Origin of the sequence: Erysipelothrix tonsillarum DSM 14972 (assembly GCF_000373785.1) — a bacterium.
GTDB lineage: Bacteria > Bacillota_I > Bacilli_A > Erysipelotrichales > Erysipelotrichaceae > Erysipelothrix > Erysipelothrix tonsillarum.
Window position 1 is genome coordinate 198773 of the sequence record NZ_KB892378.1, and the last position, 22804, is coordinate 221576.

Genomic DNA, 22804 nt, shown 5'->3' on the forward strand with positions numbered 1-22804 from the left:
TCTTTATCACCTCACTACTTCCTTAGCTTTTCTATTCTTCTTCACTTTCACCTGTGTTATCTCCAAATTCATTGGGGTCATTATTTAGTATTGCTAAATCTTTACTCACATCCTTTCTATTTTTCTTAAGCTTATTAAGCTCTTCAAGGTGGCTGTAGATAGTAGCAATTTCATCTTCAATTTCGTAAAATCTTTCATCAAAGTCTTCATAATCCCCTATTCTCATTTTTATTAAGCTATTATGAGACTTAGCAATTTCCTTCATAGACCTATTTAAACTCCATGTTTTTTCCTCAAGGTCTTCTAAAAAATCTTCTGTATTGTTAAGTCTTTCAGTAAGCATACCTAACTTCTTCCTGTTTTTTATTTCAGAAACTAGAAGACCTATTCCTGTAAGTGCCAAACCTATTATTAATTTTTCCTTTTTTATTTCCAAATCTTTTCCTCCTCTATATTTTTAATGAGCATTCATTATGCTCTTTGCAATTGTTCCACTCTTTAGCATCATAATCCCAAGAAGTACCGTATATCCAAGAACTCCGAATATGCTGGCATGAATATCTGTGGTTATATGAATTGTCTTTACAAGCACCGCATATATTCCAAGGCATATCATTAAGAGCAATCCCTGAAGCCCAAGTGCAAATAATCCCTTGATATAATTTGTTCCAATCTGACCCCATTCTTTATTTCCCATAGTTGCAAATGGAATTGCTGATACTGAGCTATACAAACAAATTTCAATCATTCTTCCGTAAGTTATTACAGTAACTATGATTGATACAACCTGGATTGAAAGCTTCACAAGTGAAGTATCCATGGCTATCAGTATCAAATTCCATAAACTCTCATCCTTTAGATGTTCTACCATTGTGGCCACATCCAGAGCATCAAGGGATGCACTTGTATTTATCACTCCCGCCGCCTTAGTTACCAAATTCTGTGATACATCAAATACTGCCATCGAGAAGGTGAAAGCATTACTTACAAACCATACTGCTATCCACATCTTGATAATGTATTTAAAGAAATCAAATGTATCTGTATCAGAGTGCATATTGTTTTTCTCCATGACCATGTTTATGAGTTCTATGCACAAGACGGCGGTTATGATAATTCCCGCTATGGGAATAACTACAGTGTCGTTAATATTCTTTACAAAGCTAAATACTTCTGCATTCCAACCACTTGGTATTTTACCGACTTCTGTAGCTACAAGACTTACATTCTCATTTATATCTAAGAACATTGCTTCAAGGTTTGCTTGGATAATTCCGATAAAAATCTCCTGAAAAAATTCAGTTATCTTGTCGAAAAGTCCAAACATTTTTTATCTACCTCTTTCTTAATTAAGTGTATTCGCAAGTAATGGTATAAGCTTCATTCCAATAAGAACAATACCTCCACCTGCCATTAGTTGCTTGATTCCTTGTGACTTTGCCCCAGGATTATCGTTCCCATAACCCTCCATAAGGTTAATTACTCCCCATGCCCCTAAACCTGCACCAATTGCTGTAACTAAAGTCTTTAAAACTGCTATTCCCTCTGTAAAAAATGCCATATTATTTTTCCTCCTTATTTTCTTTTTCAATTTTATTCATATGCTTTACTATAAAATTCTTATATAGCTTGTCATTGTTTCTTCTTTCTTTGATATAACCAAAGACATGGATAAGATCTCCTGGCTTTAGTTTCTTTGCTACTTCTGACCATTCCCCATAGGCTGCACAATTTGTATAGTGCCTTTTACCATTCCTTTTTTCTACAAGAGAAAAGTTTGTTACATTTATTGTTTCACCATCCCAGTCAAAGGAAGCTGTTTTTACCTCCCCCACTAGATTAGCTGTTACATTTTTCATATCTCTTTCTTTTAAATCTGCCATATCCTATTCCTAGCCTCCTATTTTCTTTTTTGAAATAAAAAAAGCGACTGGACTTGTTTCTTATCCAATCGCTATTATCTATTCTATATTTTTATTATAAACTATTTAGTTGGACTTCTTATCCTTTTCATATTGATCTCCTTGTTCTAGACATGAAAAAAGATGATAGATTCTACTGACTATCATCTTCTACTAGATTTCTTTATTACTATTCAAAATAAAATAATTCTTCAAATTTTTTATCTAATGCTATACAAAGTACTAATGCTAATCTCGCTGTAGGACTAAATTGTCCTGTTTCAATAGAACTTATTGTATTTCTTGAAACTCCAACCATTTCTGCTAATTCAGTTTGGGTTAGCCCTTTTTTATTCCTAATTTCTTTTAAATTATTTTTAAATTCATATTCTTTTTTCATAATTACTAACCCAAACTATAAAGAATATGATTAATAAGGAATACCACACAGGCAATACCAGCACATATAGCCCCAAATTTATTTGATTTATCTCCTGAAAATTTATATAAGGAATGGTTTTCTGCAGCAATAAATCCCCAAAATAGTGATTGAACTGAATAGGTTTTTTGACCAGTAAATAAATTAAAAATAATAATTATAATACTTAGTGCTAAAAAAATCTTGTAACCTATGCCTAGTCCCTTATTTTTAATATGTTCAACTCCTTCATCAATATTTTCAGTTCTTACCTGTTCTAAAATTCTATCTTTATCCATTTCGCTTCCTCCCTCGCCAAGTTTACTTTGCATCTTTATTGTATATTTTCCAAGTAAACTTGTCAAGGGTTTTTATAAATTATATAATATATTTTATATATTAACTATATTGGGTTTTTACCTTCATAATTATTACCTACAATCTTGTTATTATAGACTCCTTACCTAGCCTTGCCTTACCCTGCCTTTTCATATATTCTTCAACATCAAAAAAGTTCCTATCATCATAATCTTCTAGGAATTTATAATTCTTATGTTTTGTAATATCAAACTTCTCTGATAGAAATGGTCTCACACCTCTAAGTTGCATAATACACTTGCTTCCATCCATTACAAAAAGCTCATCCTTGGTCATAAGCTCCTTACCAGTCTTTTGATAATTAAGACCAAAGGACTTTTGATTACTCCTTGTTTCCGATGTATTAAATAGGTCAATAGTTTCCTTACCTAATGTTTCTGAAATCTCTTTTAAAGTTCCATTCTCCTTGCCTCCTAAGAATAGGGTTGTATCACAGTTTCCTATTATGGTATCTGCATTATCCTTGTATATTGCCTTTAGTTGGGATTGAGCCTGCAATACGATACAGGCACTTATCTCCCTTGATCTTATTGTAGCTATTAGTTTTTCAAATTTTGGAATCAAGCCTATATTTGCAAACTCATCTAGAAGACACCTAACATGGATGGGTAGCCTTCCACCATATACATCATCAGCCTTATCACAGAGTAGGTTAAACATCTGAGAATACATGAGTGATACAACAAAGTTAAATGTATCATCTGTATCTGAAATAATTACAAAAAGAGCAGTTTTTCTGTCTCCTAGAATATCTAGTTCCATCTCATCCTCACTCATTAAATCCCTAAGTTCCTTAATATCAAAGGGAGCTAGCCTTGCACCACAGGATATTAAAATGGATTTTGCTGTCTTTCCAGCTGCTAACTTATATTTACGATATTGCTTAACTGCAAAATGATCTGGATTCTTTTCTTCTAAGGCTTCAAACATATAATCTACCGCATTTTTAAAATTCTCATCCTCCTCCCTAACCTCACTAGCATCTATCATGGCTAGTAGGGTTGTAAAATTTTGTTCTTCTTTTGGTGTTTCATAAAAGATATAGCCAATTAAGGCTGTATAGTAAAGCCTTTCAGCTTTCACCCAAAAATCCTCTCCTGACTTTTCTCCTTCTCCTTTGGTATTGGCTATGATAGTCTGGACCAGTTTCAAAATATCTTTTTCACTTCTAAGATAGGCAAAGGGATTATATTTCATACTCTTTTTAAAGTTAATGGTATTTAGAGTTTTTATCTCGTAACCATTCATTTCTAACATCTTGCCACACTCATGAAGTAGACTTCCTTTAGGATCAGTTACTACATAGCTAGAATGGAGTTGCATAAGATTAGGCTTTACAAAGAATCTTGTCTTCCCTGAACCAGAACCACCAATTACAAGAACATTTTTATTCCTTGCATACTTGGGATTTTTAGGTCTACTATTCATAGTAATTCTTTCTGTTTCTGTAAGAAGGAGATTATTTCTATAATCTTCATCCATATAAGGAGCAATATCCTTTGAATTTCCCCATCTTGCTGAACCATATTCCTCACCTTTTCTAAATTTTTTAGCATTTTTACCCTTGTTATAGATAATAAACTTAATCAATATAGCTAGGATAAATCCTGCAAGTAAGTCCTTGGGGTCTAGGCTAGGATATAGTCTAATTGTTTCTATTTCCAAGACCGCTTGGAATAAACGGTCTATTAAATCACCTCCTACATATGAATTTATATGGTGAGAAAAAATATCCCCTAAATAGAAAAATGCAAGATAAGGTATGTTCTTCTTAAGAAAAGCCTTCTTATCTTGCACATGAAATAATTCTTTTATATCCTTTTTTATTCCTTCTATTACACTCAATCTACCACCTCCTTAGCTGGGAGTTTCTTATCTTTCCTCACCCATATCTCTTTTCTTTTTTTCCTTATTTATAGGATTAATTTTATCTACCTTTCCTTTATATTCATTTAGGAGTTCAATTGTTGATTTCTTTTTTCTACCTAATTGAGTTTCTGAAAGTTTTACTTCTTTTCCCTCCAGTAAAAAACCAGATATATCAAGAAAGTTCCAGTCTTTATCTCTTGGGATAATCTTAAAAATAGAATTGATAAAATAATCATTTCCATCCATTTTGTAGGTCTGGCCATAAACTGATAGGTTTAAAAATCTTTCATCATCAATAAGAATATCCACACCATTTTTAAAATCTGCATATTCGACCAACTCATATATGTCCCATAAGTTTGAATCTATAACCTTCATTTCTTTGTCCTTATGGCCCAAATCTATATACTTATGAAGGACTACACAATCATAATCTTCTAGCTTTATTAGCTTTTCCATTAGTTCTTCTATCTCTTCACTATGTTTCTCAAATTCAAACTCATCACAATCAATACAGCTTTTTTCATTTAACATTAACATCAAAATCACCCACTTCCTTAAATTTCTCCCATCTCCTTAAGTAAGGAGAAAAAATATGCTCTTCCCTCAGGTCTTACTACTGTATAAACTCCAGGTTCCCCATTATATTTATTGATATAATCTTTTAATTTAAAGTAATCAGCTGCAGTTGAATAAAATCTTAGTTTCCCTTTTTGGTTTCTATAAAGGTATCCCCTGTCTATTAATATATTTATAAATCTATTTTGAGAAACTCCTAATTCCTTTGCAGTATCTCTTAGGCAGATACAGTCACCTAGATCTATAAACTTATCAAAGAATTCTCCCTTAGGAATAAGATCTTCTAATTCTTCTGTCCTTGCTTCTATTTGCTTTAAAGCTACTAGATACCCTTTTGCCAGAAGTTCTTGGTCATTCATTTTTTCTTGGCCAGTAAAATAGCCTCCATATTTCCTAATTGAAGGTAAAACCTCACTTGTTACCCAGTTCTTAAATCTTATGGCACTGTCTAGCTTACTTCCAAATATAAGAGCATACATACCAGACTCATTTATAACTACCATATTTCTTCCCTGACCTGATACTGTAAAACACCGTTTCAGCTTATCTCCTTCATAAACATGGCTTGCTATGGCATCACTTGGTCTTTTATATCCTAGAGCTTCTGCTATATCTTTTCCAACAAACCAAGGCTCATCATCTATTACCATTGTCCTTATCTGTCCAAACTCTCTATTTTCAAACACCTTTATTTTATACATATATTTCACCTCATCTATCTCCTAAAAGTAGGTCTCTAGTTTCTCTTAATTTTTTTCTTCCTAGTTCTGTTCTAATGTCTTTTCCTGCAATCTTAACTGGAATACACATCTCCCTAAGCCTTGAATATATCCTTTCCTTGTCAATATCATTACTTCCATTCATAATCACACCAAGGGGAATATTAGTTGAGATAATAGTTGGTTTCTTTGATTCATATCTGGTATTTATTATCTGGTAGACCATTTCATTCACATATTCTGTATTCCTTTCAATTCCAAAATCATCAAGAATAAGAAGGGATACACTGGATAATTTTCTGTAATAATCATTTTTATCAATATCAAAGCCACCCTTTTCAATATCATTTATTATCTGTGGAATATTTCTCATCTTAACTCTTATCTGATAATCCTCTATAATTTTGTTTGCTATACAAGCTGCTAGGTAGGTCTTTCCTGTTCCAACATTTCCATGAAATATAAGACCATTATTGTCCTTTGATAGTTCTTTAAAATTTTTAACAAAATTCTTGGCTATAATAACTTCCTGTCTATCAGGGGCTATGACCTTGTCAAAAGTGCAACTAATAAGATTTTTACTTGTTATAAAGCACTCTTCCCTAAGTCTTCTAATATGGTCTGCTTCTTCCTTTGCCTTTCTTAGGCTTTCTTCTTCCCTATCACATTTACATTTCCTACGAAATAATATTTTTTTATTCCCCAAGCAATTAAGTGGATCTGAATCTATCTTTTCTTTGCATCTCCTACAATAAACATGGCCATCTTTTTCATATGCCATTTCTAGATTAAAAGAAAAATCTACTCCATCAATTACAATAGTTTTTATTTTATCTTCCATTTTCTCTACCTCTCTTAATTATTTAAGTTCCACTCACTTTCATAATCTGAAGGATCTCCTGTATAGGCTTTTTCACTCCTAAGCTTTCCTTCTCTTTTATCCTTTAAGTACCAGCTCATAATAGTTGAGGCATGGTCTTTATACTCCTTGCCTGTACTTTGCATATAGGCTGATAATCTTTCTATATAATCATTTAAGTTAGGTATCTTTTCTTCTAAAATACTTTCTTCCTCATCTGATAAAATTACATTTTGGAAGATTCCTTTTTTGTCTTCTAGATTAAAATCAATATAGCTTTTATCAATCTTATTATTCTCTATATAGTTAGGTTGTCTTTTTGATAAGTCTAGACTTTCCTTTTTAGCCATTCTTGAATTATCAAAATCGCCATTCTTGACTTGTCCTTTTGACAAGTCTTGATTTTCTCTTTTGACAGGTCTAAAGTTTTCATTTCTAAAAATACTCATAAAATCTTTAACATAAATTTTAGTAGGATTTCCCTGTCCTGTTCTTTTCTTTTTAATAAGACCTATTACTTCAAGATCCTTTATAAGTTTAACTGCCTTCTTAATACCACAACCTAGTTGTTGGGCAGTTTCTTCAACAGTAAAATAGATATAAACTCTTCCATTTTCATCTATCCAATTGTTTTTATAGGACAAAGTGCTTCTTGATAAATACATGGAATAAAGCACCTTTGCGTCTATTGATAATCCCTTAAATTTCTCATCTTCTATAAGAACTATAGGTAAACGGATAAATCTAAAACTTTCAGAATCTCTTCCGTAAAAGTAATCAAAATCCATTCACATCACCTCATCTCAATAAAAAAGACACCTAAGATTTCTCTTAAATGCCTGGTCCATCTATCTCTCATGTTCATGATGTTTTTCCTTAACTTTGTCTTTAACTGCCACATTTTTCACCCTTTCCTTAAATTTATTCAGGATTTCTTTTGTAGAATCCCTTTTATTTTCTTTCCTTTCTGACCTCTCTATAGCTTTTTTAAAAGCTAAGTCCATGACCTTAGTATCCTTGGCTTGAAAGAATACAGAGTATAGTCCTGATTCCTTGTTCTTCATAACGGAAAAATTGACACCATACCTATTAAGCTGCTTCTTTAGTTCTTTGATCTCCCCTTTCTGTAAATTAATATTTTCTAGTTGACCCTTCTTTACCATATCCTTAAGCTTTCTTGAATTAGTTTTTCTTTTTTCATTAAGATAGTCTGCAAGTGGCTGGCTTTTTTCAGCAGCATCTTCCATAATTTTTTTCATTGCTTTTAAGATAGCTTTTGCGGAATACTGTGCAACCTTAATTTCAATATTTATTGCCTTATTATTAACTTCATCATTTACCATTTAGGCAACCTCCTTTCTGAGGGGAAATAAAAAAAGCGGCCCAGATTTTTAGGTCTGAACCGCTAAGATTTGTTAAGTTATGCTTTTACTCTTTAATATTGTATTTATCTCTTATATAATTTTTCTAACTCCTTCAACTTTAAAGTATACTCCTTATCATATTCTGCTTTTTTATCTTCGTTCTGTTCAATAGAAATCTTACCTAATAAAGAAGATATTTGGTTTTCTAGTATCATTATTTCTCCCTTAATGTTTTTTTCTTTTGTATTAATTTCTTTTTTGCTTTTGTTCTTCATATATTCTTTGTAATTACCACTAAAAGATTCTATTTTTTTGCCTTCAATTATTAATAATTCATCACATATATTTTCAATAAATCTTATATCATGAGATACTAATAAAATTGAACCATCATAATTCTTTAGAAGTTCCTCTATTACCCCTAAACTATTTATGTCTAGATAGTTAGTTGGCTCATCTAAGATCAAAAAATTAATATCCTCTAAAATTATTTTAGCAAAGGAAACTTTTACTCTCTCTCCTCCACTCAGAACTTTTAATTTTTCAAAAACCTTATCACCTTTTATTAATAATCTTGCTAAAATTAATCTTGCCATTCTTTCATCATGTATGCTTTTGTCTATAACATTTTCTAATATAGTTTTTTCTTCATCTAAAATATTCAAAGATTGGCTAAAATAACCTACCCTGACATTTTTACTTATATTAATTTTTTCTTTATCTAATATCATGTTAATTAAAGTAGTCTTCCCACTACCATTAGGTCCTAAAAGAGCGGTTTTTTTGCCATTATTAATATTGAAGTCTGCATTATGAAATATTATATTTTCTCCATAACTCTTATTTAGATTCTTTCCAGATATCAATATTTTGCTATAAGGTTTACTTGATTCCAATATCTTAATTTTAATTATGTCTTGTTCTACAGGCTTTTCTTTATTTTCTAGGTGTTCTATTCTTTTTTCTACAGATTTTGCAAACCTATCTAAGTTCGCTTTATTTGCTTGCCCCCCCATTTTATGAAGTCGTGCTTCTGAATTTCCCATTCTTTTAGGTGTGGTTTTTACCTTAGCAGATTTATTTTCTACATCTCTTTTAAGATTAGTAAGTCTATTTTTCTCCTTAATGAATTCCTTGTATTCAAAATCCTTCCTCGTATCTTCCATTTCTTTTAATTCAAGATATTTACTATAATTACCATTATAAATTTTACATCTAGCATTATCTATTTCCAATATTTTATTGCATACTGAATCCAAGAAATTCCTATCATGGGATACTACTAAAAAAGGACCTTTGTATGCTTTAAAATTTTTTATAACTAACCCTATTCCATCAATATCTAAATTATTTGTTGGTTCATCTACTAATAGTAGACTATTACTATTCTCAAACCCTTCTGCCAATTTAAACCTGGTTTTCTCTCCTCCACTCATATTATTATTCCAGTTATTTTCAACTTGAAATATAGATGCATATTTCCCACTTATTGTTTTTCTTCTTGGTTCGCCTAATTGTGGAATATATTTAATAACGGTATTTTTATCATAAAACAACTCACCACTATCATAATCAATATTTTTATTAATAATCTCTAATAAAGTTGTTTTACCTACACCATTTACACCCACAATTCCAATTTTATCATTTTCATATACTTTTAAGTCCTCAATATCTAATAGTAATCTAGTTCCGTAATATTTTTTTATCTTTTTCATACTAATTTTTAACATAAAAAAATCCTCCTTTGAAAATAGAGAGGATAGCATGACAATAGATACATAGATAAACTATAAAAATTTATAATAAAGCATTATCTAAACAAACTATCCACTCAGAATAAAAATAGACATAAATATATTAGGTACAGTCTAACAACTTCTAATATATTTCGTTTTCTTTATTTGCTAATGGATTATTTGTTCATTATTTCTATAATTTCTCCTTCCATATATAATACTTTAATGACTTCTTATTAATGCAAGTATAGCATTTTATTTTTAATATTGCAACGCTAAGACATCTTTACTTCTCATGCACTGCTTACAATAATTATACTTAATTACTCTAAGCAATGCATGAATCATATTAACTAAAGTTCCTGAAACCCTTGATCTTAAAGCATTTATGCACCCTGTCACTATTATGACACGCTCCCCCGTAGCTGAAATAAGCAATGCTTTATTTGCGCCTTCCGCTCTCAAATTTCGGATATTTTCTAGGGCTTCGGTTTGCATTTTATTCGGCCGAATTTCGTCGTTAGTTTTATTCAATGATTCTACTTGTTCTTGAATCGCTTGTTGAATAATATATTTTTTTTCGTAGTCAATAATCCATGTTTCGGTCAAAGGCTGTGAATTTTTCCAAAGGTAATCGAATTCATCATGAGAATCTTTTAATATTTTCCCATCTTCTAAAGAGCTTAGTTTAATATTCCATTCATTATTAGTAGTGAGTGCACCTTGCGTTAAGTTAGAGCTACCAATTATGAGATTACTATAACCTTGATGTTGAAAAATGTATCCCTTTGAATGAAGCGGTTTGTTCTCATGAATTCGAACTTCGAGATTCGGAAAAGTCAGTAATTTTCTAAATACCCGAGGATTATTAAAAAATAAATAAGATGATGTGATTATTCTTCCTCTAATATTATTTTCAATGCAATGTAATAGCTGATTTGCTAAAATACTTAATCCACCTTCGGTGACAAAAGCAACTGTCATCATAAATTCATCGCAGGTGAGCAACTCATTTTGAATTGTCGTCAGAACCTTCTCACCTCTGCGATAATCATTGATTAATAAATCAGTCAAAAGTTTTTCATTAGACAGTAGCTTATTATCTACATAAGATGTCTCGAGGCTGCCTTTTAGTAATTCTGTAAGTTCCATATTCGTTGTCCCCCTGTTATTTAATTTATCTTATCATTCTCAATAAGTTTTTGCGAAAGCTTTTTCCCAATTATAACCCCAGTTGTCAGTCCCGAAGACCCCAATCCGCTCGCTTGGTACAGATTTGGTTCTCCCTCTACTTCTCCATAAAAAGGACTGAAGTTTGAACTAACCGCGCGGGTACCCACACGTACATTGTTAATTTCTATGTCTTTTAGTTCCGGATAATATTTTATTGCTTCTTCAATGAGATATTCACTGGAATTCGGATCGATATCAAGATTGAAACCTTGTTCATTTTCATGTGTTGCTCCAACAACTAATTGTCCTTGATTACCATATAAAAAATCTATTTCTCCCTGTGGCATAAAAACAGGGTAAGTATGCGCATAATCCAAAGCATCGTAAAATTCAATCAATTGACCTTTTTGTGGTTTCACATCAACGGTTTTATCGGGAAATTGCTCCTGCAACCATGCACCACACGCAAGAATCACGGCATCATATCTTTTGCCATCAACCATGAGTTGGCCTTCTTGCCGTGACCAATGAACGCGTTTATGCACGACGTTAAGGTTTTGTGCTTCTGTTTGGAGGGTTTGAACTAATTTCGCACCATCCACTTGCGCACCTCCTGAAACATAAAGTGCTCGATTGCACTGTATAAACGGTGGTATTTTTTCTTTAAGTTCATCTCCCTCTAAAATGATAACATCACCCATCTCAGGAGCTTCTTCACGGCGTTCGAGCGCAATATGATAGAGTTTATCTAATAATTTATCATGAGCTATTAAAGCACCACTTTGACGGTAATACGATGTATCTTCAAGATCGTTATTTAAAGTTTGGTAGAATGCTGCACCTTCACGCGCAAGCGCATACCATTCCTTATTGCGGCGTTGACTCACCCATGGACAAATAATACCTACGGCAGCCTTAGTCGCCTGCCCATTGCCATCATCATATAGGGTAACTTGTTCTCCGTGTTTACTTAAATAATAGGCAGCTGTAGATCCTACAACACCACCACCAATAATTGCTATTTTTTTCATCAACACACCTCTTAGTTCTTTTAGTACTAGTGTAACAAATTATCGTTCTAATGTAACAAAATTGTAACTTTCGTCACAAGTTCAAAATAATAATGTATACTTTGTACTATAACACTAGTATAGTGTTGATTTTTCTGTCGATTAAATTTATAGTTATAAATAGATTACGGAGTATCGCTATGCAAAATAAAAAAGGTCTAACGACACAACAAGTCAAACAATTAACACAGGAAGGTAAAGTCAATCGACTCCCAAAACCTGAAATTAAAACCAATGCGCAAATCATTTTCAGTAATGTATTTACGCTTTTTAACTTATATAACATTATCATCGCCGCAGCGCTAGTCTATGTAAAAGCATGGACGAGTTTATTCTTTATGGGAGTTATTATTTCCAATACCTTTATGTTTATTTTCCAGGAAATACGCTCCCGCAATTTAATCAGTAAGCTTAATATTATTATCTCCCCCAAAACGACTGTGATTCGAAATGGCGAACGGCTTGAGTTGGATAATGAAGAAATTGTATTAGGTGATTTACTTTATTACGAAGCGGGAAACCAAATTAGCGCTGATGCCAAAATTATTGACGGTTCGGTTGAAGTCAATGAATCGTTGCTCACAGGTGAAGTAGATCCTGTCGATAAAACGGTCAATGCAGAAATTCTATCCGGTAGTTTTATTGTGAGTGGTGCATGTTATGCGGAGATTATTCATGTTGGTAAAGATAATTATGCCATCAAGATTACCTCAGCTGTTAAAACCAATCGTGTTATCTCCTCTGAGCTTCTTAAAACATTTAAAACTGTTACTAAAATTACGAGTTTTTTTATCGTTCCGATTGGGGCAATTTTGCTCTATCAAGGTCTTGTATCTCGAGGACAACCTTTAGATACGGTTATCGTTAACACTTCGACTGCCTTACTTGGTATGTTACCGCAAGGGTTGGTGCTCTTAACTACACTCGTGCTGATTGGTGCTGTCCTAAAACTGGGATCAAAGAAAACCCTTGTTCAAGATTTATACGCCATTGAAACACTCTCACAATCAAGTGTGCTTTGTTTAGACAAAACCGGAACCTTGACTCATGGGGTGATGAAAGTCATTGATGTTGATGTACACGATGATATTTTGTATGAATACATGAGTTCTTATATTGAAAACTCTCAAGACAATAATGCAACCTCGCTTGCAATCAAAGAACATTTTGATGTTATTCCTACTGAGCTACAGGCGGTTGAACAAATTTCTTTCTCTTCAGCGAGAAAGTGGGCAGGTATGAATTTCTCAAACAATCATGCCGTGCTCGTTGGTGCTCCCGATATTTTACTGCCTGGCACACGCATCCCGCAGCACATTGAATCCTTGCGTCGAGATGGTGCGCGCATCCTTTTAATTTGTGAATCGCTATCACCCGTACATAAAGATAGCAATCTAAAAGGTATTCTTCCGCTCGCTTATATCGCCTTAGAGGACCCCATCCGAGATGACGCCTATGATGCAATTCAGTTCTTTCGTGAAAATGACGTTACCGCAAAAGTTATCTCTGGAGATAATGTTGAGACGGTAGCTGCAATTGCACGTAAAGCAGGTATTGAAAATTATGAAATGGTTGTCGATGCACAATCATTAAAGACTGAAGAAGAACTTACTGATGCAATCTTAAACAGCAATGTTATTGGTCGTGCAACGCCCAATCAAAAACTCGATTTCGTACGTATTCTTCAAGAACATGGTGAAAAAGTAGCGATGACCGGAGATGGCATTAATGATGTTCTTGCACTTAAAAATTCCGACTGCTCAATTGCTATGGGAGAAGGTAGCGATGCTGCCCTTCATATCTCACAAATTGTCGTTATGGATGGTCAACTATCAACCCTTGTGGATGTAGTTAAAGAGGGGCGCATGGTAATAAATAATATTACCCGTTCTGCATCCATGTACTACCTTCGCACCATTCTAACCATCTTTATCGCAATTACAGCAGTTGTCATGAATGTGCCCTTCCCTTTTATCCCCTTCCAAATCACACTAACCAATATGTTTATTGATGGTTTCCCTTCTTTTATGTTACTGTTCCAACCTAGTTATGAACGACCTAAAGAACGAATCCTTAATCACGTATTACGTCATGCATTCCCAAATGCAATGACGATTATCTTACTGTGGTTGTTCCTCAACATTTGGGGTACACACTTTGGTTTAACAACTGATGTCGTTCAAACAATGATGTACTTTATCAATGGTTATGTTTCAATTGGTATGATTTACCGCATTTACAAACCTCTTAATCTTTATCGTACCGCTGTACTCATTATCAATGTAATCGGCTTTGGATTAGCAACAAAAATATTCTGGCCGCTTCTTGAACTTCAACCATTGAGTCCTGAACATGCACAATTTACCGCTGTGCTTCTGATTATTGCCATTCCTATGGTTGTGATCATCCATAAACTTGCACTGATGTATATTGATTACACCAACAATAAAACGGCTTAAACCTACCCTCACAACAAAATTGTGAGGGTTTTTAGTGGGTATTTTAGGTTTAAACCTAGAAGTGTGCTATGATTAACATAGAAAGGATTGATATTTTGAATGAATTGTTTAACGCGATTCATCACAATGACATTGATTCAGTTCAGTCAATCCTTATCAACGACCCACACGTCGTACGTCACTCAACGGGTGACACTTTGAAATCCCCACTTCAAGAAGCAATTCAAAACAGTCGTCTTGAAATTGCTCAGTTAATTATTGAAACAAAGGATAATGTAAACTTTATGGTTCAAGGCGAACTCAAAAATTGGCAGCAACCCATCTTGCATATTGCCATCAGTGAAGCCTTGAATCATTCTCGTTATCCTCGACCACAGCGCGATGGCCCTAAAAATGATGGGGTTCTTTTTGATAAGCATGTTGAGTTACTAAAACTCTTGCTCGATAAAGGCGCTGATGTCCATGGTCAAGACACATTTGGGAACACGCCTTTAATGCGCGCCGTTTTAGATGTGATTAACATCGACCTGGGAATTGTAGATATTGAATTTGAAGAAGATATACGTCGTGTGTTTGGATTACTCATTGATAAGGGCTCTGATATTCGAGAGGCAACCGACACTCGTAAGTCGATTCTTGAATTGTATCGAAATCATAAAGTGATGAAATATATACCAAAAGGATGAGTTTTTCACTCATCTTTTTTATTTATTGCCGGTTATTTTGGTATAATAGTAAAAATTAGGAGGTTTTTTATGGCAAAAAAATTAGTACACCGCAATGAAGTGAATCCCGAACATACATGGGATCTAACCAGTCTTTTTAAAACGGAAGCGGATTACAACGAAACCTTTGATGCACTTGAAAAAGAAGTTGATCAATTCGTATCTACTTTTAAAGGCCAATTAACGACACCTGCAATGATTAATAAGGCGTTGGATGTTTATGCTCCAATGTATGAGAAAATGGTCCACCTAGGTACCTTTAATAGCCTTTCAGCTTCTGCTGATCAAACAAATGAAGAAACAATTCAACGATATGGTCTTTATGCAATTCGTACCACCGAAATTTCCAATAAACTCTCATTCTTTACTTCAGAAATTTCAGGTAATGATATCGCTACCCTAGAAGCTGCATCTGAAATGAGCGATGCTAATAAAGGCTACCTCAAGCAAGTCCTTCGTGAAAAGCCTCATGCGCTTTCCCCAGAAGTAGAAGCAGCAGTTACTGCGCTAAATGCTGCACTGGATGCACCCTACTCCATTTATAATCGTGGTAAACTTCAGGATATGAGTTTTGATGATTTTGAAGTAAATGGCGAAACATATCCTAACAGTTTTGTGCTTTTTGAGGGCGAATGGGAATATGAAGTTGACCATGATGTTCGTCATAAAGCCTTTGAAGAATTTTACGGAAAACTTGCGGAATATCAACATACTTTCGCAGAAGTATATCAAACACAAGTTCTAAAAGAAAAAGCCCTCGCAACACTTAAAGGCTTTGACTCTGTAATTGATTATCTTCTCTTTGAGCAAGAAGTATCCCGTGACATGTATGATCGTCAAATCGATTTAATCACGGAACACCTCGCCCCTCATATGCGTAAATATGCTAAGTTACTACAAGAAGAACATGGTCTTGAGAACATGTCATTCTTTGACCTGTTAATGCCTTTAGACCCAGGTTTCGAGCCTGACATCACCATCGAAGCATCTCGTGAGAAGTTACTGGAAGGTCTTAGCATCCTAGGTGATGATTACCTTACCATGGTCAATCGTGCTTTTGATGAACGTTGGATTGATTTCCCTCAAAACATCGGAAAATCTACCGGGGCCTTCTGTTCAAGTCCTTATGGCGCTCACCCATATGTACTGATTAGTTGGACAGAACGCATGCGTGAAGTCTTTGTCTTAGCGCACGAACTTGGTCACGCAGGTCATTTCTATCTTGCTGGACAAAATCAAAATATTTTTGATACTCGTCCTTCACTTTATTTTATTGAAGCACCATCAACCATGAACGAATTGATTATGGCAAACCATCTTACAACACAATCTGAAGATCCTCGCTTTAAACGTTGGGTTCTTTCAACCATGATCAGTCGTACCTATTATCACAACTTTGTGACACACCTTCTTGAAGCTGCATATCAACGTGAAGTATATCGTGCGGTCGATGCAGGTAAACCATTATCAACAGCAGGACTTAACGCCATGAAGCGCAATGTCCTTGAATCATTCTGGGGTGATACCGTAACCATCAACCCAAATGTTGAACTGACATGGATGCGTCAACCTCACTATTATATGGGACTTTACCCTTATACTTATAGTGCTGGTTTAACCATCGCAACAGAAGTCAGTCAAAAAGTTCTAAACGGCGAGTTAGATATCGAACGTTGGAAAGACGTACTCAAAGCAGGTGGTACCAAAACACCGCTGGAACTCGCACAAATGGTTGATGTGGATCTCTCAACAGAAAAACCACTTAGCCATACCATTGAACATATTGGTGCAATGATTGATGAAATCATTGACCTTACACATCAAATGAAATAAATAAAAAAGCACCTTACGAGGTGCTTTACTTTTATCTTTTTATATAGGGAGGACTGTTGGGATTATCCTCATAAATCATCAATAAGGCATTACACAATCGATCATAACCTTCATCATGACGATAAGCTAAATCCATGTCATAATCCGCAAGGAGCGCTTGTTCAGAAATCTGACCCGACTCAAAACTTCGGGCAGTTCGCCCACTATTACGAATTTGTTTAATAATATCCAAGCATTCATGAACTGTGGTGCCTGAAAGTGCACTTTGTTTTTTATAAAATTCACTAATATGCTCGCAGTAATATTCAAATTCATCGTCCCAATGTTTGTTTGCATAAACTTGCGCTTCGGTACGCAAGCATTGTATTTGTCGTAATACCTCACCGTAAACGTTATCTGCCGGCCCTTCATCAGGGATGAGGTGCGCTAATTTTTTATTACAAGGTTCCATAAATAATAAACCTCCTTTAATAAAATATATCACGTTTGTTTCCGTAAATTCACGTTTATTTTATGGTACTCACGAATTCATAGGTACAATTTTAAAATGGTGATTGACTTAAGTATGCATCCAAAGTCATTTTTGATGCGACGATTTTTTCGGAAATTGCACCCACATAGCGATAATGCCAAGGTTGAAATGCATACCCTGTCTCCGTTTCCTTCCCCTCAGGATAACGTAAAATAAAACCAAATTTATAAGCGTTTTCTTGAAGCCATTGGTATGTTTCTGTATCTTTGAACTCTAGTTCGTTCCACGTGTTAATATCATCCCCACCAAAATCAAAACCATAACCACTGCGGTGTTCGGAACACCCATCATTGCCACCATAACGATGAGCCATCTCAAGACCATAGCGGTCTTGATTGCCTTCGTATAACTGCGTTTGTAAGGTGGGAGTATGATATGAACTAATTTTATTTAGAACAATACCTTCTTGGCGCGCTGCTGCTTGCATATATAAAAACTGATTTTCGGCTTCAAAACGTTCGCCTGGTAAATAAGAATTTGGTAAACAATGTCCGCGATCGACAACTAACAACCCTTTCCGGTACGTACGCGTTCCTTCTTCCATTTGATATGCATCATCCAACGTTGCCGCAAAAGCATTGATTTCAGTTTCAAATGCTTCAAGTGCTTCCATTGTTTGAATACTAGCAAGTGTATCTTTTAAGTCAAGATATGCATGCCGATGAGTTGATAATACATCCCGTTGTTCATAAAACTTTAAGACACGTGCATAATCGTCCAAAAGATTAATGCCTTCAATGCTCAAGTCATTAACATGGACAGGTTGCGTAATTTCAGGTTCTGCAGTACTGCAACCAGTTATTAAAATAAAACTGATACAGACTAGTAAGCGATAGTTTTTCTTCATGCTCTTATTCTATCGTATTCATGCCATAAAAAAAAGGATTCCGAAGAATCCTATAAGCATTATTTTTGGTAACCAATAACACCACGACAAATAGTTGTTTGAACATTAATGTCATCATCACAGATAACGAGGTCGGCATCTTTATTAATAGCAATGCTTCCTTTACGTCCAAAGATTTCTAAGTGTTTCGCAGCATTTTCTGATGACATCTTCACTAGATCACGCATTGGTGCGCCTGTAAAGTGCTTAATATTACGAACTACAAAGTCCATTTCTGCTACAGACCCTGCAAGCGATCCTGTTGCAATGCGGCATTCTTTGCCTTTTTTAATAACTTCTTGTCCACCAAGGTCATAGTTTCCGTCAGGAAGACCTTTAGCACGCATTGAATCGGTGATAGCAATAAAATTGTCAGCACCTTTAATTTGATATGTTGCTTTCACAACATCAGGATTTAAATGAATCCCATCACAAATCATTTCTGCTTTAAGCGTTGGATTCATAAATCCAGCTGTAACTGCACCCGGTTCACGATGATGGTGTGGTTTCATTGCATTATGGAAGTGTGTTAGGTTTGAAAGTCCATTCGCAATTTCAGCTTCAATTTGTTGACATGAAGCATCTGTATGACCTGCTGAGGGTACCACATTTAAAGAACGTAAATGATCTGTAAAGCCCATTTCCGCTTCTTCAGGTGCATATGTAATCACCTTAATCATTCCTTCTGAAACATCCCAGAAATGATCAAATGATGCGATGGTAGGTTTTAGCACAAATTTTGGGTTCTGTGCACCAATGTGTTTTGCGGAAATAAAGGGTCCTTCTAAATGAATCCCTACAATTTCTGCTTCACCCGGTTTATTATTGTTCTTCGCATACTTCACAATTTCTCCGAGTGCTTTATCAACAGCTTCAACAGATTGAGTCATTGTTGTCGCACAATATGAAGTTGTTCCTTCTTTTGGTAAGAAACGTGCAATTGTTGCAACTGCATCTTCAGTACCATCCATATTATCAGCACCATTGGCACCATGAATGTGTTGATCGATAAATCCAGGTAGAACATTCATGCCCTTAGCATCAACAATTTCACCAGAATAAGTTGGTACATTTTCCATAAGTCCAATTGCCTTAATGGTTTGATTTTCTGTAAGCACATAACCGTTATCGATTACGCGGTCTTCTAAATATATACGTCCGTTTGTAATTAACATCGTAATTCCTCCTTGTAACCTTTGTTTACTCTACAATTATAGCACTCTTGTCCATTAACACAATTATAATAAACATTAGTTTTGTTGTTGTTTTGATTTGCTTTCTGATACCGAAGCCGTATAATATATGAGAGAAAGAAGAGAGGGTATTCAATATGAAATTATATGTTGTAGAAAACAGCGATGCTGGAGCAGCGCTCGGTTTCGAGCTCATTAGCAATGAATTAAACGAGGGAAAATTAAATGTATTTGGTTTAGCGACAGGTAGTACACCCATTTCATTTTATGACAAAATTACCGCAAGTGATTTAGACTTTTCAGATGTTATTTCCATTAACTTGGATGAATATATTGGTATTGGAGCAGATCACGATCAAAGCTACCACTACTTTATGAACAAACATTTCTTCAGTAAAAAACCATTCAAGAAAAACTACTTACCAAATGGTTTAGAAGAAGATGCTGAAAAAGAATGCAAACGTTACGATGACATTATCGCAACAAACCCAATTGATGTTCAAATCTTAGGACTTGGAATCAATGGACACATTGGTTTTAACGAACCGGGTGCATCTTTTGAAGGATTAACACAAAAAGTTTCGCTTACTGAATCCACAATTGAAGCAAACGCACGTTTCTTCGAAACAAAGGAAGATGTTCCGCGTTATGCTTACTCAATGGGTATTAAATCCATTATGTCTGCAAAGAAAATTGTATTATTTGCATACGGTGACGCTAAAAAAGATGCTGTATACAATATGATGGAAGTTGCACCAACTGAAGCATGTCCTGCAAGTGCACTTCAAAATCATGATGATGTTATCGTGATTGTAGATAAAGCAGCTGCTGCTTTATTGGATCTTTCAAAACATCAATAAGACCGGAAACGGTCTTTTTTTATTTATTAGTTCAAAAAAAAAGAAAGCCTAGGCTTTCTTAACAAATTCAGATTTTAAACTCATAGCACCAAACCCTTCGATGCGGCAATCAATATTATGATCCCCTTCCACAAGTTTAATATTTTTAACTTTTGTACCTTGTTTGAGGGCGCCTGCGGCACCTTTCACTTTTAGGTCTTTGGTAATAATGATGTCATCACCATCCGTAAGGGTGGTACCGTGTGCATCTTTCACAACCAAGGCTTCTGCTTGCGTGCTCAAGGCATTCCATTCATGACCACATTCGGGACATACAAATAAATCTCGATCTTCGTAGGTGTACTCAGACGTACACTTTGGGCAATTCGGTAATGTCATTGTTTCGCTCCTTTTATCCTCTAATCTATCACTGAGTATACCGTGTTAAATGAAGACTTGCAAATTAGGCTTGAAGTTAACCGGTTTATAATCTATAATTTTACTGTATTGTTACCTTGGAAAGTTGCTCCATTTTATGAGATTGGCCTCACATAGAATTCTTTTCAAGAATAGTATATTTTAAAAGGAGATTTAGATTATGATCGGAATTATCGTTACAGGTCACGGAAAGTTTGCTGAAGGTTTAACTTCATCCGTAGAACTTATTGCAGGTGCACAACCTCAATATAAAAGCGTTTTATTTTTAGAAGAATCAGGTCCTGAAAAATTATCAAGTGACCTAAAAGAAGCAATCGCTGAAGTAAATTCTGGCGATGGTGTTCTTGTTTTCACAGACTTAAAAGGTGGTACACCGTTTAAAGAATCTGTGATGATTGCCATGCAACACACTGATGTTCATGTTCTTGCAGGTACCAACTTACCTATGTTACTTGAAGCAAGTCTTATGCGTTTAAGCGAACCCCTCATTTATGATTTCGCGAAATCACTTGCTGAAACAGGTGCATCCCAAGTTGAACTCTTTGAAATGCCAGAAGCTGAAGAAGCTTGTGATGATTTCTCAGACGGAATTTAATTAATCTTGAAAAAAAGGTCCTAGCGTTTGCTAGGGCCTTTTTCTTGCGTATAAATCTTTTGAGCATATTCGCTGGGTGCAAAACCAAAATGCTGTTTAAATTTCCTTGAGAAATAGTGAATGGAACTGAAGCCAAGTTTTAAAGCCACATCCGTAATTGGATACTTACCTTCAAGAATCATATGTTTCGCACGTTCTAGTTTTTGTTCATTAATGTATTGCTTCGGCGGCATATCAAAATATTTATTAAACAACAATTGTAATGCCGATCGCGAAATCGCAAATTGATTACAGATATCCTCAACAGAAAGCGGACGATGAATATTTGCTTGAATGTACGTATAAATTTCATCCATTAATTCATTTTCAAAATTGACCTGAATCGGATTTGATGTATTGTGGCTGCTTGTCGGTTCATCGTATTGAAAAAGAAGAATCATGATTTCTTGTAAGTACGATACCATTAGATCTTTCGCAAAAGGACTTTGATCCTGCTCAAGAATGGTTGATTGACGAATAAAATGATTCATTAAGGTATATAATTCATTCCCACAGCTCATCACACGGTTTTGAATATGCTCAATTGAGGTCGGTAACATGTTCATATCAAACATAATCGTTAAGTAGGAACATGCATTCGTACCGATAACAGATTGAGTATGAAATTGTCCCGGGAAATAGAGGATCATTTCTTGATTTTCTAAAGTGAAGGAAGTCCCTTCAATCTCAGTTGTAAGCACTCCGGCATCCACATAGGTCAATTCCCAATACTTATGGGCTTCACCCTCAAAATGATAATTTTTACCTTTTACATTGTAATAGTAAGAATAAATTTCACTAACCCCAAATTGGGGTTTAATCGACACATATTCAATGTCAGTATCCAAACGTGTCTCCACAATAGTTGGTTCTTGATGACTTTGATACGAAATCTCAATCATGGCACTTTGAGTAATGGGCATTAATGCATACCGAATATGCGGGTGAATAACAACGGTTCGATGAATTACAAATCGCTCATGATTGCCATTTTGATCTTCAACAAGCACAACCGCAATCCCCTCAAGTACGCGAATATTTGTAGACTCCGAAACTGATACCAATGCGTTCGGTTTCTTATTACTTAATATCGTGGTATATGCCGGATATGCACTGCGCATATCGGTAGAGTGCCCGTATTTTAAAAATTGCGGTCCTGTTGTTTTCTGATACATAAATGTCCTCCGATAAGACGA

The 22804-nt window shown here is 34.9% G+C and carries 25 protein-coding genes; 5 read left to right on the top strand and 20 right to left on the bottom strand.

Annotation, left to right across the window (positions count from 1 at the left end; all coding sequences use genetic code 11):
* Positions 1-31: 31 nt before the first annotated feature.
* From B096_RS0104500 to B096_RS0104570, 15 genes are all read right to left on the bottom strand, one after another.
* Complete coding sequence (locus tag B096_RS0104500; protein ID WP_018579565.1) at positions 32-436, bottom strand: hypothetical protein; 405 nt, start codon at positions 434-436, stop codon at positions 32-34.
* Between the two features lie 21 nt (positions 437-457).
* Positions 458-1327: a VirB6/TrbL-like conjugal transfer protein, CD1112 family gene (locus B096_RS0104505; RefSeq protein ID WP_018579566.1), complete on the bottom strand. Its 870-nt coding sequence runs from the start codon at positions 1325-1327 to the stop codon at positions 458-460.
* 18 nt (positions 1328-1345) lie between these two features.
* Entirely contained in the window at positions 1346-1561 is a 216-nt protein-coding gene (locus B096_RS0104510) for a Maff2 family mobile element protein (RefSeq protein WP_018579567.1), read from the bottom strand.
* Between the two features lies 1 nt (position 1562).
* Positions 1563-1883 carry a hypothetical protein gene (locus tag B096_RS0104515; protein WP_018579568.1) on the bottom strand — a complete coding sequence of 107 codons (321 nt, stop codon included), beginning with the start codon at positions 1881-1883 and terminating at the stop codon, positions 1563-1565.
* A 208-nt stretch (positions 1884-2091) separates the two neighbouring features.
* Entirely contained in the window at positions 2092-2301 is a 210-nt protein-coding gene (locus tag B096_RS0104520; protein WP_018579569.1) for a helix-turn-helix transcriptional regulator, read from the bottom strand.
* Between the two features lie 5 nt (positions 2302-2306).
* Positions 2307-2618 carry a DUF6442 family protein gene (locus tag B096_RS0104525; RefSeq protein ID WP_018579570.1) on the bottom strand — a complete coding sequence of 104 codons (312 nt, stop codon included), beginning with the start codon at positions 2616-2618 and terminating at the stop codon, positions 2307-2309.
* A 136-nt stretch (positions 2619-2754) separates the two neighbouring features.
* Positions 2755-4512: a VirD4-like conjugal transfer protein, CD1115 family gene (locus B096_RS0104530; protein ID WP_425268395.1), complete on the bottom strand. Its 1758-nt coding sequence runs from the start codon at positions 4510-4512 to the stop codon at positions 2755-2757.
* Positions 4513-4569: 57 nt separating this feature from the next.
* Positions 4570-5100: a hypothetical protein gene (locus B096_RS0104535; RefSeq protein ID WP_208853739.1), complete on the bottom strand. Its 531-nt coding sequence runs from the start codon at positions 5098-5100 to the stop codon at positions 4570-4572.
* A gap of 23 nt (positions 5101-5123) precedes the next feature.
* On the bottom strand, positions 5124-5846 hold the full coding sequence (locus B096_RS0104540; protein ID WP_018579573.1) for a phage antirepressor KilAC domain-containing protein: 723 nt from the start codon (positions 5844-5846) through the stop codon (positions 5124-5126).
* Positions 5847-5856: 10 nt separating this feature from the next.
* On the bottom strand, positions 5857-6705 hold the full coding sequence (locus B096_RS0104545) for an ATP-binding protein (RefSeq protein WP_018579574.1): 849 nt from the start codon (positions 6703-6705) through the stop codon (positions 5857-5859).
* 14 nt (positions 6706-6719) lie between these two features.
* Entirely contained in the window at positions 6720-7511 is a 792-nt protein-coding gene (locus B096_RS0104550; protein WP_018579575.1) for a replication initiator protein A, read from the bottom strand.
* Positions 7512-7571: 60 nt separating this feature from the next.
* Positions 7572-8066, bottom strand: coding sequence for a PcfB family protein (locus tag B096_RS0104555; protein ID WP_018579576.1), 495 nt, complete (start codon positions 8064-8066; stop codon positions 7572-7574).
* Positions 8067-8170: 104 nt separating this feature from the next.
* Positions 8171-9820, bottom strand: a complete 1650-nt coding sequence (gene abc-f / locus B096_RS0104560; protein WP_018579577.1) for a ribosomal protection-like ABC-F family protein — start codon at positions 9818-9820, stop codon at positions 8171-8173.
* A gap of 267 nt (positions 9821-10087) precedes the next feature.
* On the bottom strand, positions 10088-10978 hold the full coding sequence (locus tag B096_RS0104565) for a phospholipase D-like domain-containing protein (RefSeq protein WP_018579578.1): 891 nt from the start codon (positions 10976-10978) through the stop codon (positions 10088-10090).
* Positions 10979-10998: 20 nt separating this feature from the next.
* The gene (locus tag B096_RS0104570; RefSeq protein ID WP_018579579.1) at positions 10999-12030 is read right to left on the bottom strand and encodes an FAD-dependent oxidoreductase; all 1032 of its coding nucleotides are present in this window, start codon (positions 12028-12030) and stop codon (positions 10999-11001) included.
* 179 nt (positions 12031-12209) lie between these two features.
* Between B096_RS0104570 and B096_RS0104575 the strand changes: the two genes are divergently transcribed.
* The 3 genes from B096_RS0104575 (at position 12210) to pepF (ending at position 17086) form a co-directional block, all read left to right on the top strand.
* The gene (locus B096_RS0104575; protein ID WP_018579580.1) at positions 12210-14528 is read left to right on the top strand and encodes an HAD-IC family P-type ATPase; all 2319 of its coding nucleotides are present in this window, start codon (positions 12210-12212) and stop codon (positions 14526-14528) included.
* 68 nt (positions 14529-14596) lie between these two features.
* On the top strand, positions 14597-15214 hold the full coding sequence (locus tag B096_RS0104580) for an ankyrin repeat domain-containing protein (protein WP_018579581.1): 618 nt from the start codon (positions 14597-14599) through the stop codon (positions 15212-15214).
* Positions 15215-15283: 69 nt separating this feature from the next.
* Positions 15284-17086 carry an oligoendopeptidase F gene (gene pepF, locus B096_RS0104585; RefSeq protein ID WP_018579582.1) on the top strand — a complete coding sequence of 601 codons (1803 nt, stop codon included), beginning with the start codon at positions 15284-15286 and terminating at the stop codon, positions 17084-17086.
* A gap of 31 nt (positions 17087-17117) precedes the next feature.
* On the opposite strand, the gene B096_RS0104590 is transcribed toward pepF, so the two are convergent.
* The 3 genes from B096_RS0104590 to nagA all read right to left on the bottom strand — a co-directional run bounded on the left by B096_RS0104590 (position 17118) and on the right by nagA (position 19679).
* The gene (locus B096_RS0104590) at positions 17118-17537 is read right to left on the bottom strand and encodes a hypothetical protein (RefSeq protein WP_018579583.1); all 420 of its coding nucleotides are present in this window, start codon (positions 17535-17537) and stop codon (positions 17118-17120) included.
* Positions 17538-17628: 91 nt separating this feature from the next.
* Positions 17629-18465 (bottom strand): M15 family metallopeptidase, encoded by an 837-nt coding sequence (locus B096_RS0104595; RefSeq protein ID WP_018579584.1) that lies wholly within the window; start codon positions 18463-18465, stop codon positions 17629-17631.
* Between the two features lie 59 nt (positions 18466-18524).
* On the bottom strand, positions 18525-19679 hold the full coding sequence (gene nagA, locus B096_RS0104600; RefSeq protein WP_018579585.1) for an N-acetylglucosamine-6-phosphate deacetylase: 1155 nt from the start codon (positions 19677-19679) through the stop codon (positions 18525-18527).
* Positions 19680-19834: 155 nt separating this feature from the next.
* Between nagA and B096_RS0104605 the strand changes: the two genes are divergently transcribed.
* Complete coding sequence (locus B096_RS0104605; RefSeq protein ID WP_018579586.1) at positions 19835-20557, top strand: glucosamine-6-phosphate deaminase; 723 nt, start codon at positions 19835-19837, stop codon at positions 20555-20557.
* Between the two features lie 48 nt (positions 20558-20605).
* Here the strand turns inward: B096_RS0104605 and B096_RS0104610 are convergent, their stop codons facing one another.
* Positions 20606-20935: a zinc ribbon domain-containing protein YjdM gene (locus B096_RS0104610; protein ID WP_018579587.1), complete on the bottom strand. Its 330-nt coding sequence runs from the start codon at positions 20933-20935 to the stop codon at positions 20606-20608.
* Positions 20936-21134: 199 nt separating this feature from the next.
* On the opposite strand from B096_RS0104610, the gene agaF reads away from it, so the two are divergent.
* Positions 21135-21569 carry a PTS galactosamine/N-acetylgalactosamine transporter subunit IIA gene (agaF, locus tag B096_RS0104615; protein ID WP_018579588.1) on the top strand — a complete coding sequence of 145 codons (435 nt, stop codon included), beginning with the start codon at positions 21135-21137 and terminating at the stop codon, positions 21567-21569.
* A 20-nt stretch (positions 21570-21589) separates the two neighbouring features.
* Here agaF and B096_RS0104620 read toward each other — a convergent pair whose 3' ends face one another.
* Positions 21590-22783 carry a helix-turn-helix domain-containing protein gene (locus tag B096_RS0104620; RefSeq protein ID WP_018579589.1) on the bottom strand — a complete coding sequence of 398 codons (1194 nt, stop codon included), beginning with the start codon at positions 22781-22783 and terminating at the stop codon, positions 21590-21592.
* Between the last annotated feature and the right edge of the window lie 21 nt (positions 22784-22804).

Bases quoted from the DNA above. Each gene is read 5' to 3' on its own strand.
- B096_RS0104505 (WP_018579566.1), bottom strand. From the start codon at position 1,327: ATGTTTGGACTTTTCGACAAGATAACTGAATTTTTTCAGGAGATTTTT.
- B096_RS0104510 (WP_018579567.1), bottom strand. From the start codon at position 1,561: ATGGCATTTTTTACAGAGGGAATAGCAGTTTTAAAGACTTTAGTTACA.
- B096_RS0104515 (WP_018579568.1), bottom strand. From the start codon at position 1,883: ATGGCAGATTTAAAAGAAAGAGATATGAAAAATGTAACAGCTAATCTA.
- B096_RS0104520 (WP_018579569.1), bottom strand. From the start codon at position 2,301: ATGAAAAAAGAATATGAATTTAAAAATAATTTAAAAGAAATTAGGAAT.
- B096_RS0104525 (WP_018579570.1), bottom strand. From the start codon at position 2,618: ATGGATAAAGATAGAATTTTAGAACAGGTAAGAACTGAAAATATTGAT.
- B096_RS0104535 (WP_208853739.1), bottom strand. From the start codon at position 5,100: ATGTTAAATGAAAAAAGCTGTATTGATTGTGATGAGTTTGAATTTGAG.
- B096_RS0104540 (WP_018579573.1), bottom strand. From the start codon at position 5,846: ATGTATAAAATAAAGGTGTTTGAAAATAGAGAGTTTGGACAGATAAGG.
- B096_RS0104545 (WP_018579574.1), bottom strand. From the start codon at position 6,705: ATGGAAGATAAAATAAAAACTATTGTAATTGATGGAGTAGATTTTTCT.
- B096_RS0104550 (WP_018579575.1), bottom strand. From the start codon at position 7,511: ATGGATTTTGATTACTTTTACGGAAGAGATTCTGAAAGTTTTAGATTT.
- B096_RS0104555 (WP_018579576.1), bottom strand. From the start codon at position 8,066: ATGGTAAATGATGAAGTTAATAATAAGGCAATAAATATTGAAATTAAG.
- abc-f (WP_018579577.1), bottom strand. From the start codon at position 9,820: ATGTTAAAAATTAGTATGAAAAAGATAAAAAAATATTACGGAACTAGA.
- B096_RS0104565 (WP_018579578.1), bottom strand. From the start codon at position 10,978: ATGGAACTTACAGAATTACTAAAAGGCAGCCTCGAGACATCTTATGTA.
- B096_RS0104570 (WP_018579579.1), bottom strand. From the start codon at position 12,030: ATGAAAAAAATAGCAATTATTGGTGGTGGTGTTGTAGGATCTACAGCT.
- B096_RS0104575 (WP_018579580.1), top strand. From the start codon at position 12,210: ATGCAAAATAAAAAAGGTCTAACGACACAACAAGTCAAACAATTAACA.
- B096_RS0104580 (WP_018579581.1), top strand. From the start codon at position 14,597: ATGATTAACATAGAAAGGATTGATATTTTGAATGAATTGTTTAACGCG.
- pepF (WP_018579582.1), top strand. From the start codon at position 15,284: ATGGCAAAAAAATTAGTACACCGCAATGAAGTGAATCCCGAACATACA.
- B096_RS0104590 (WP_018579583.1), bottom strand. From the start codon at position 17,537: ATGGAACCTTGTAATAAAAAATTAGCGCACCTCATCCCTGATGAAGGG.
- B096_RS0104595 (WP_018579584.1), bottom strand. From the start codon at position 18,465: ATGAAGAAAAACTATCGCTTACTAGTCTGTATCAGTTTTATTTTAATA.
- nagA (WP_018579585.1), bottom strand. From the start codon at position 19,679: ATGTTAATTACAAACGGACGTATATATTTAGAAGACCGCGTAATCGAT.
- B096_RS0104605 (WP_018579586.1), top strand. From the start codon at position 19,835: ATGAAATTATATGTTGTAGAAAACAGCGATGCTGGAGCAGCGCTCGGT.
- B096_RS0104610 (WP_018579587.1), bottom strand. From the start codon at position 20,935: ATGACATTACCGAATTGCCCAAAGTGTACGTCTGAGTACACCTACGAA.
- agaF (WP_018579588.1), top strand. From the start codon at position 21,135: ATGATCGGAATTATCGTTACAGGTCACGGAAAGTTTGCTGAAGGTTTA.
- B096_RS0104620 (WP_018579589.1), bottom strand. From the start codon at position 22,783: ATGTATCAGAAAACAACAGGACCGCAATTTTTAAAATACGGGCACTCT.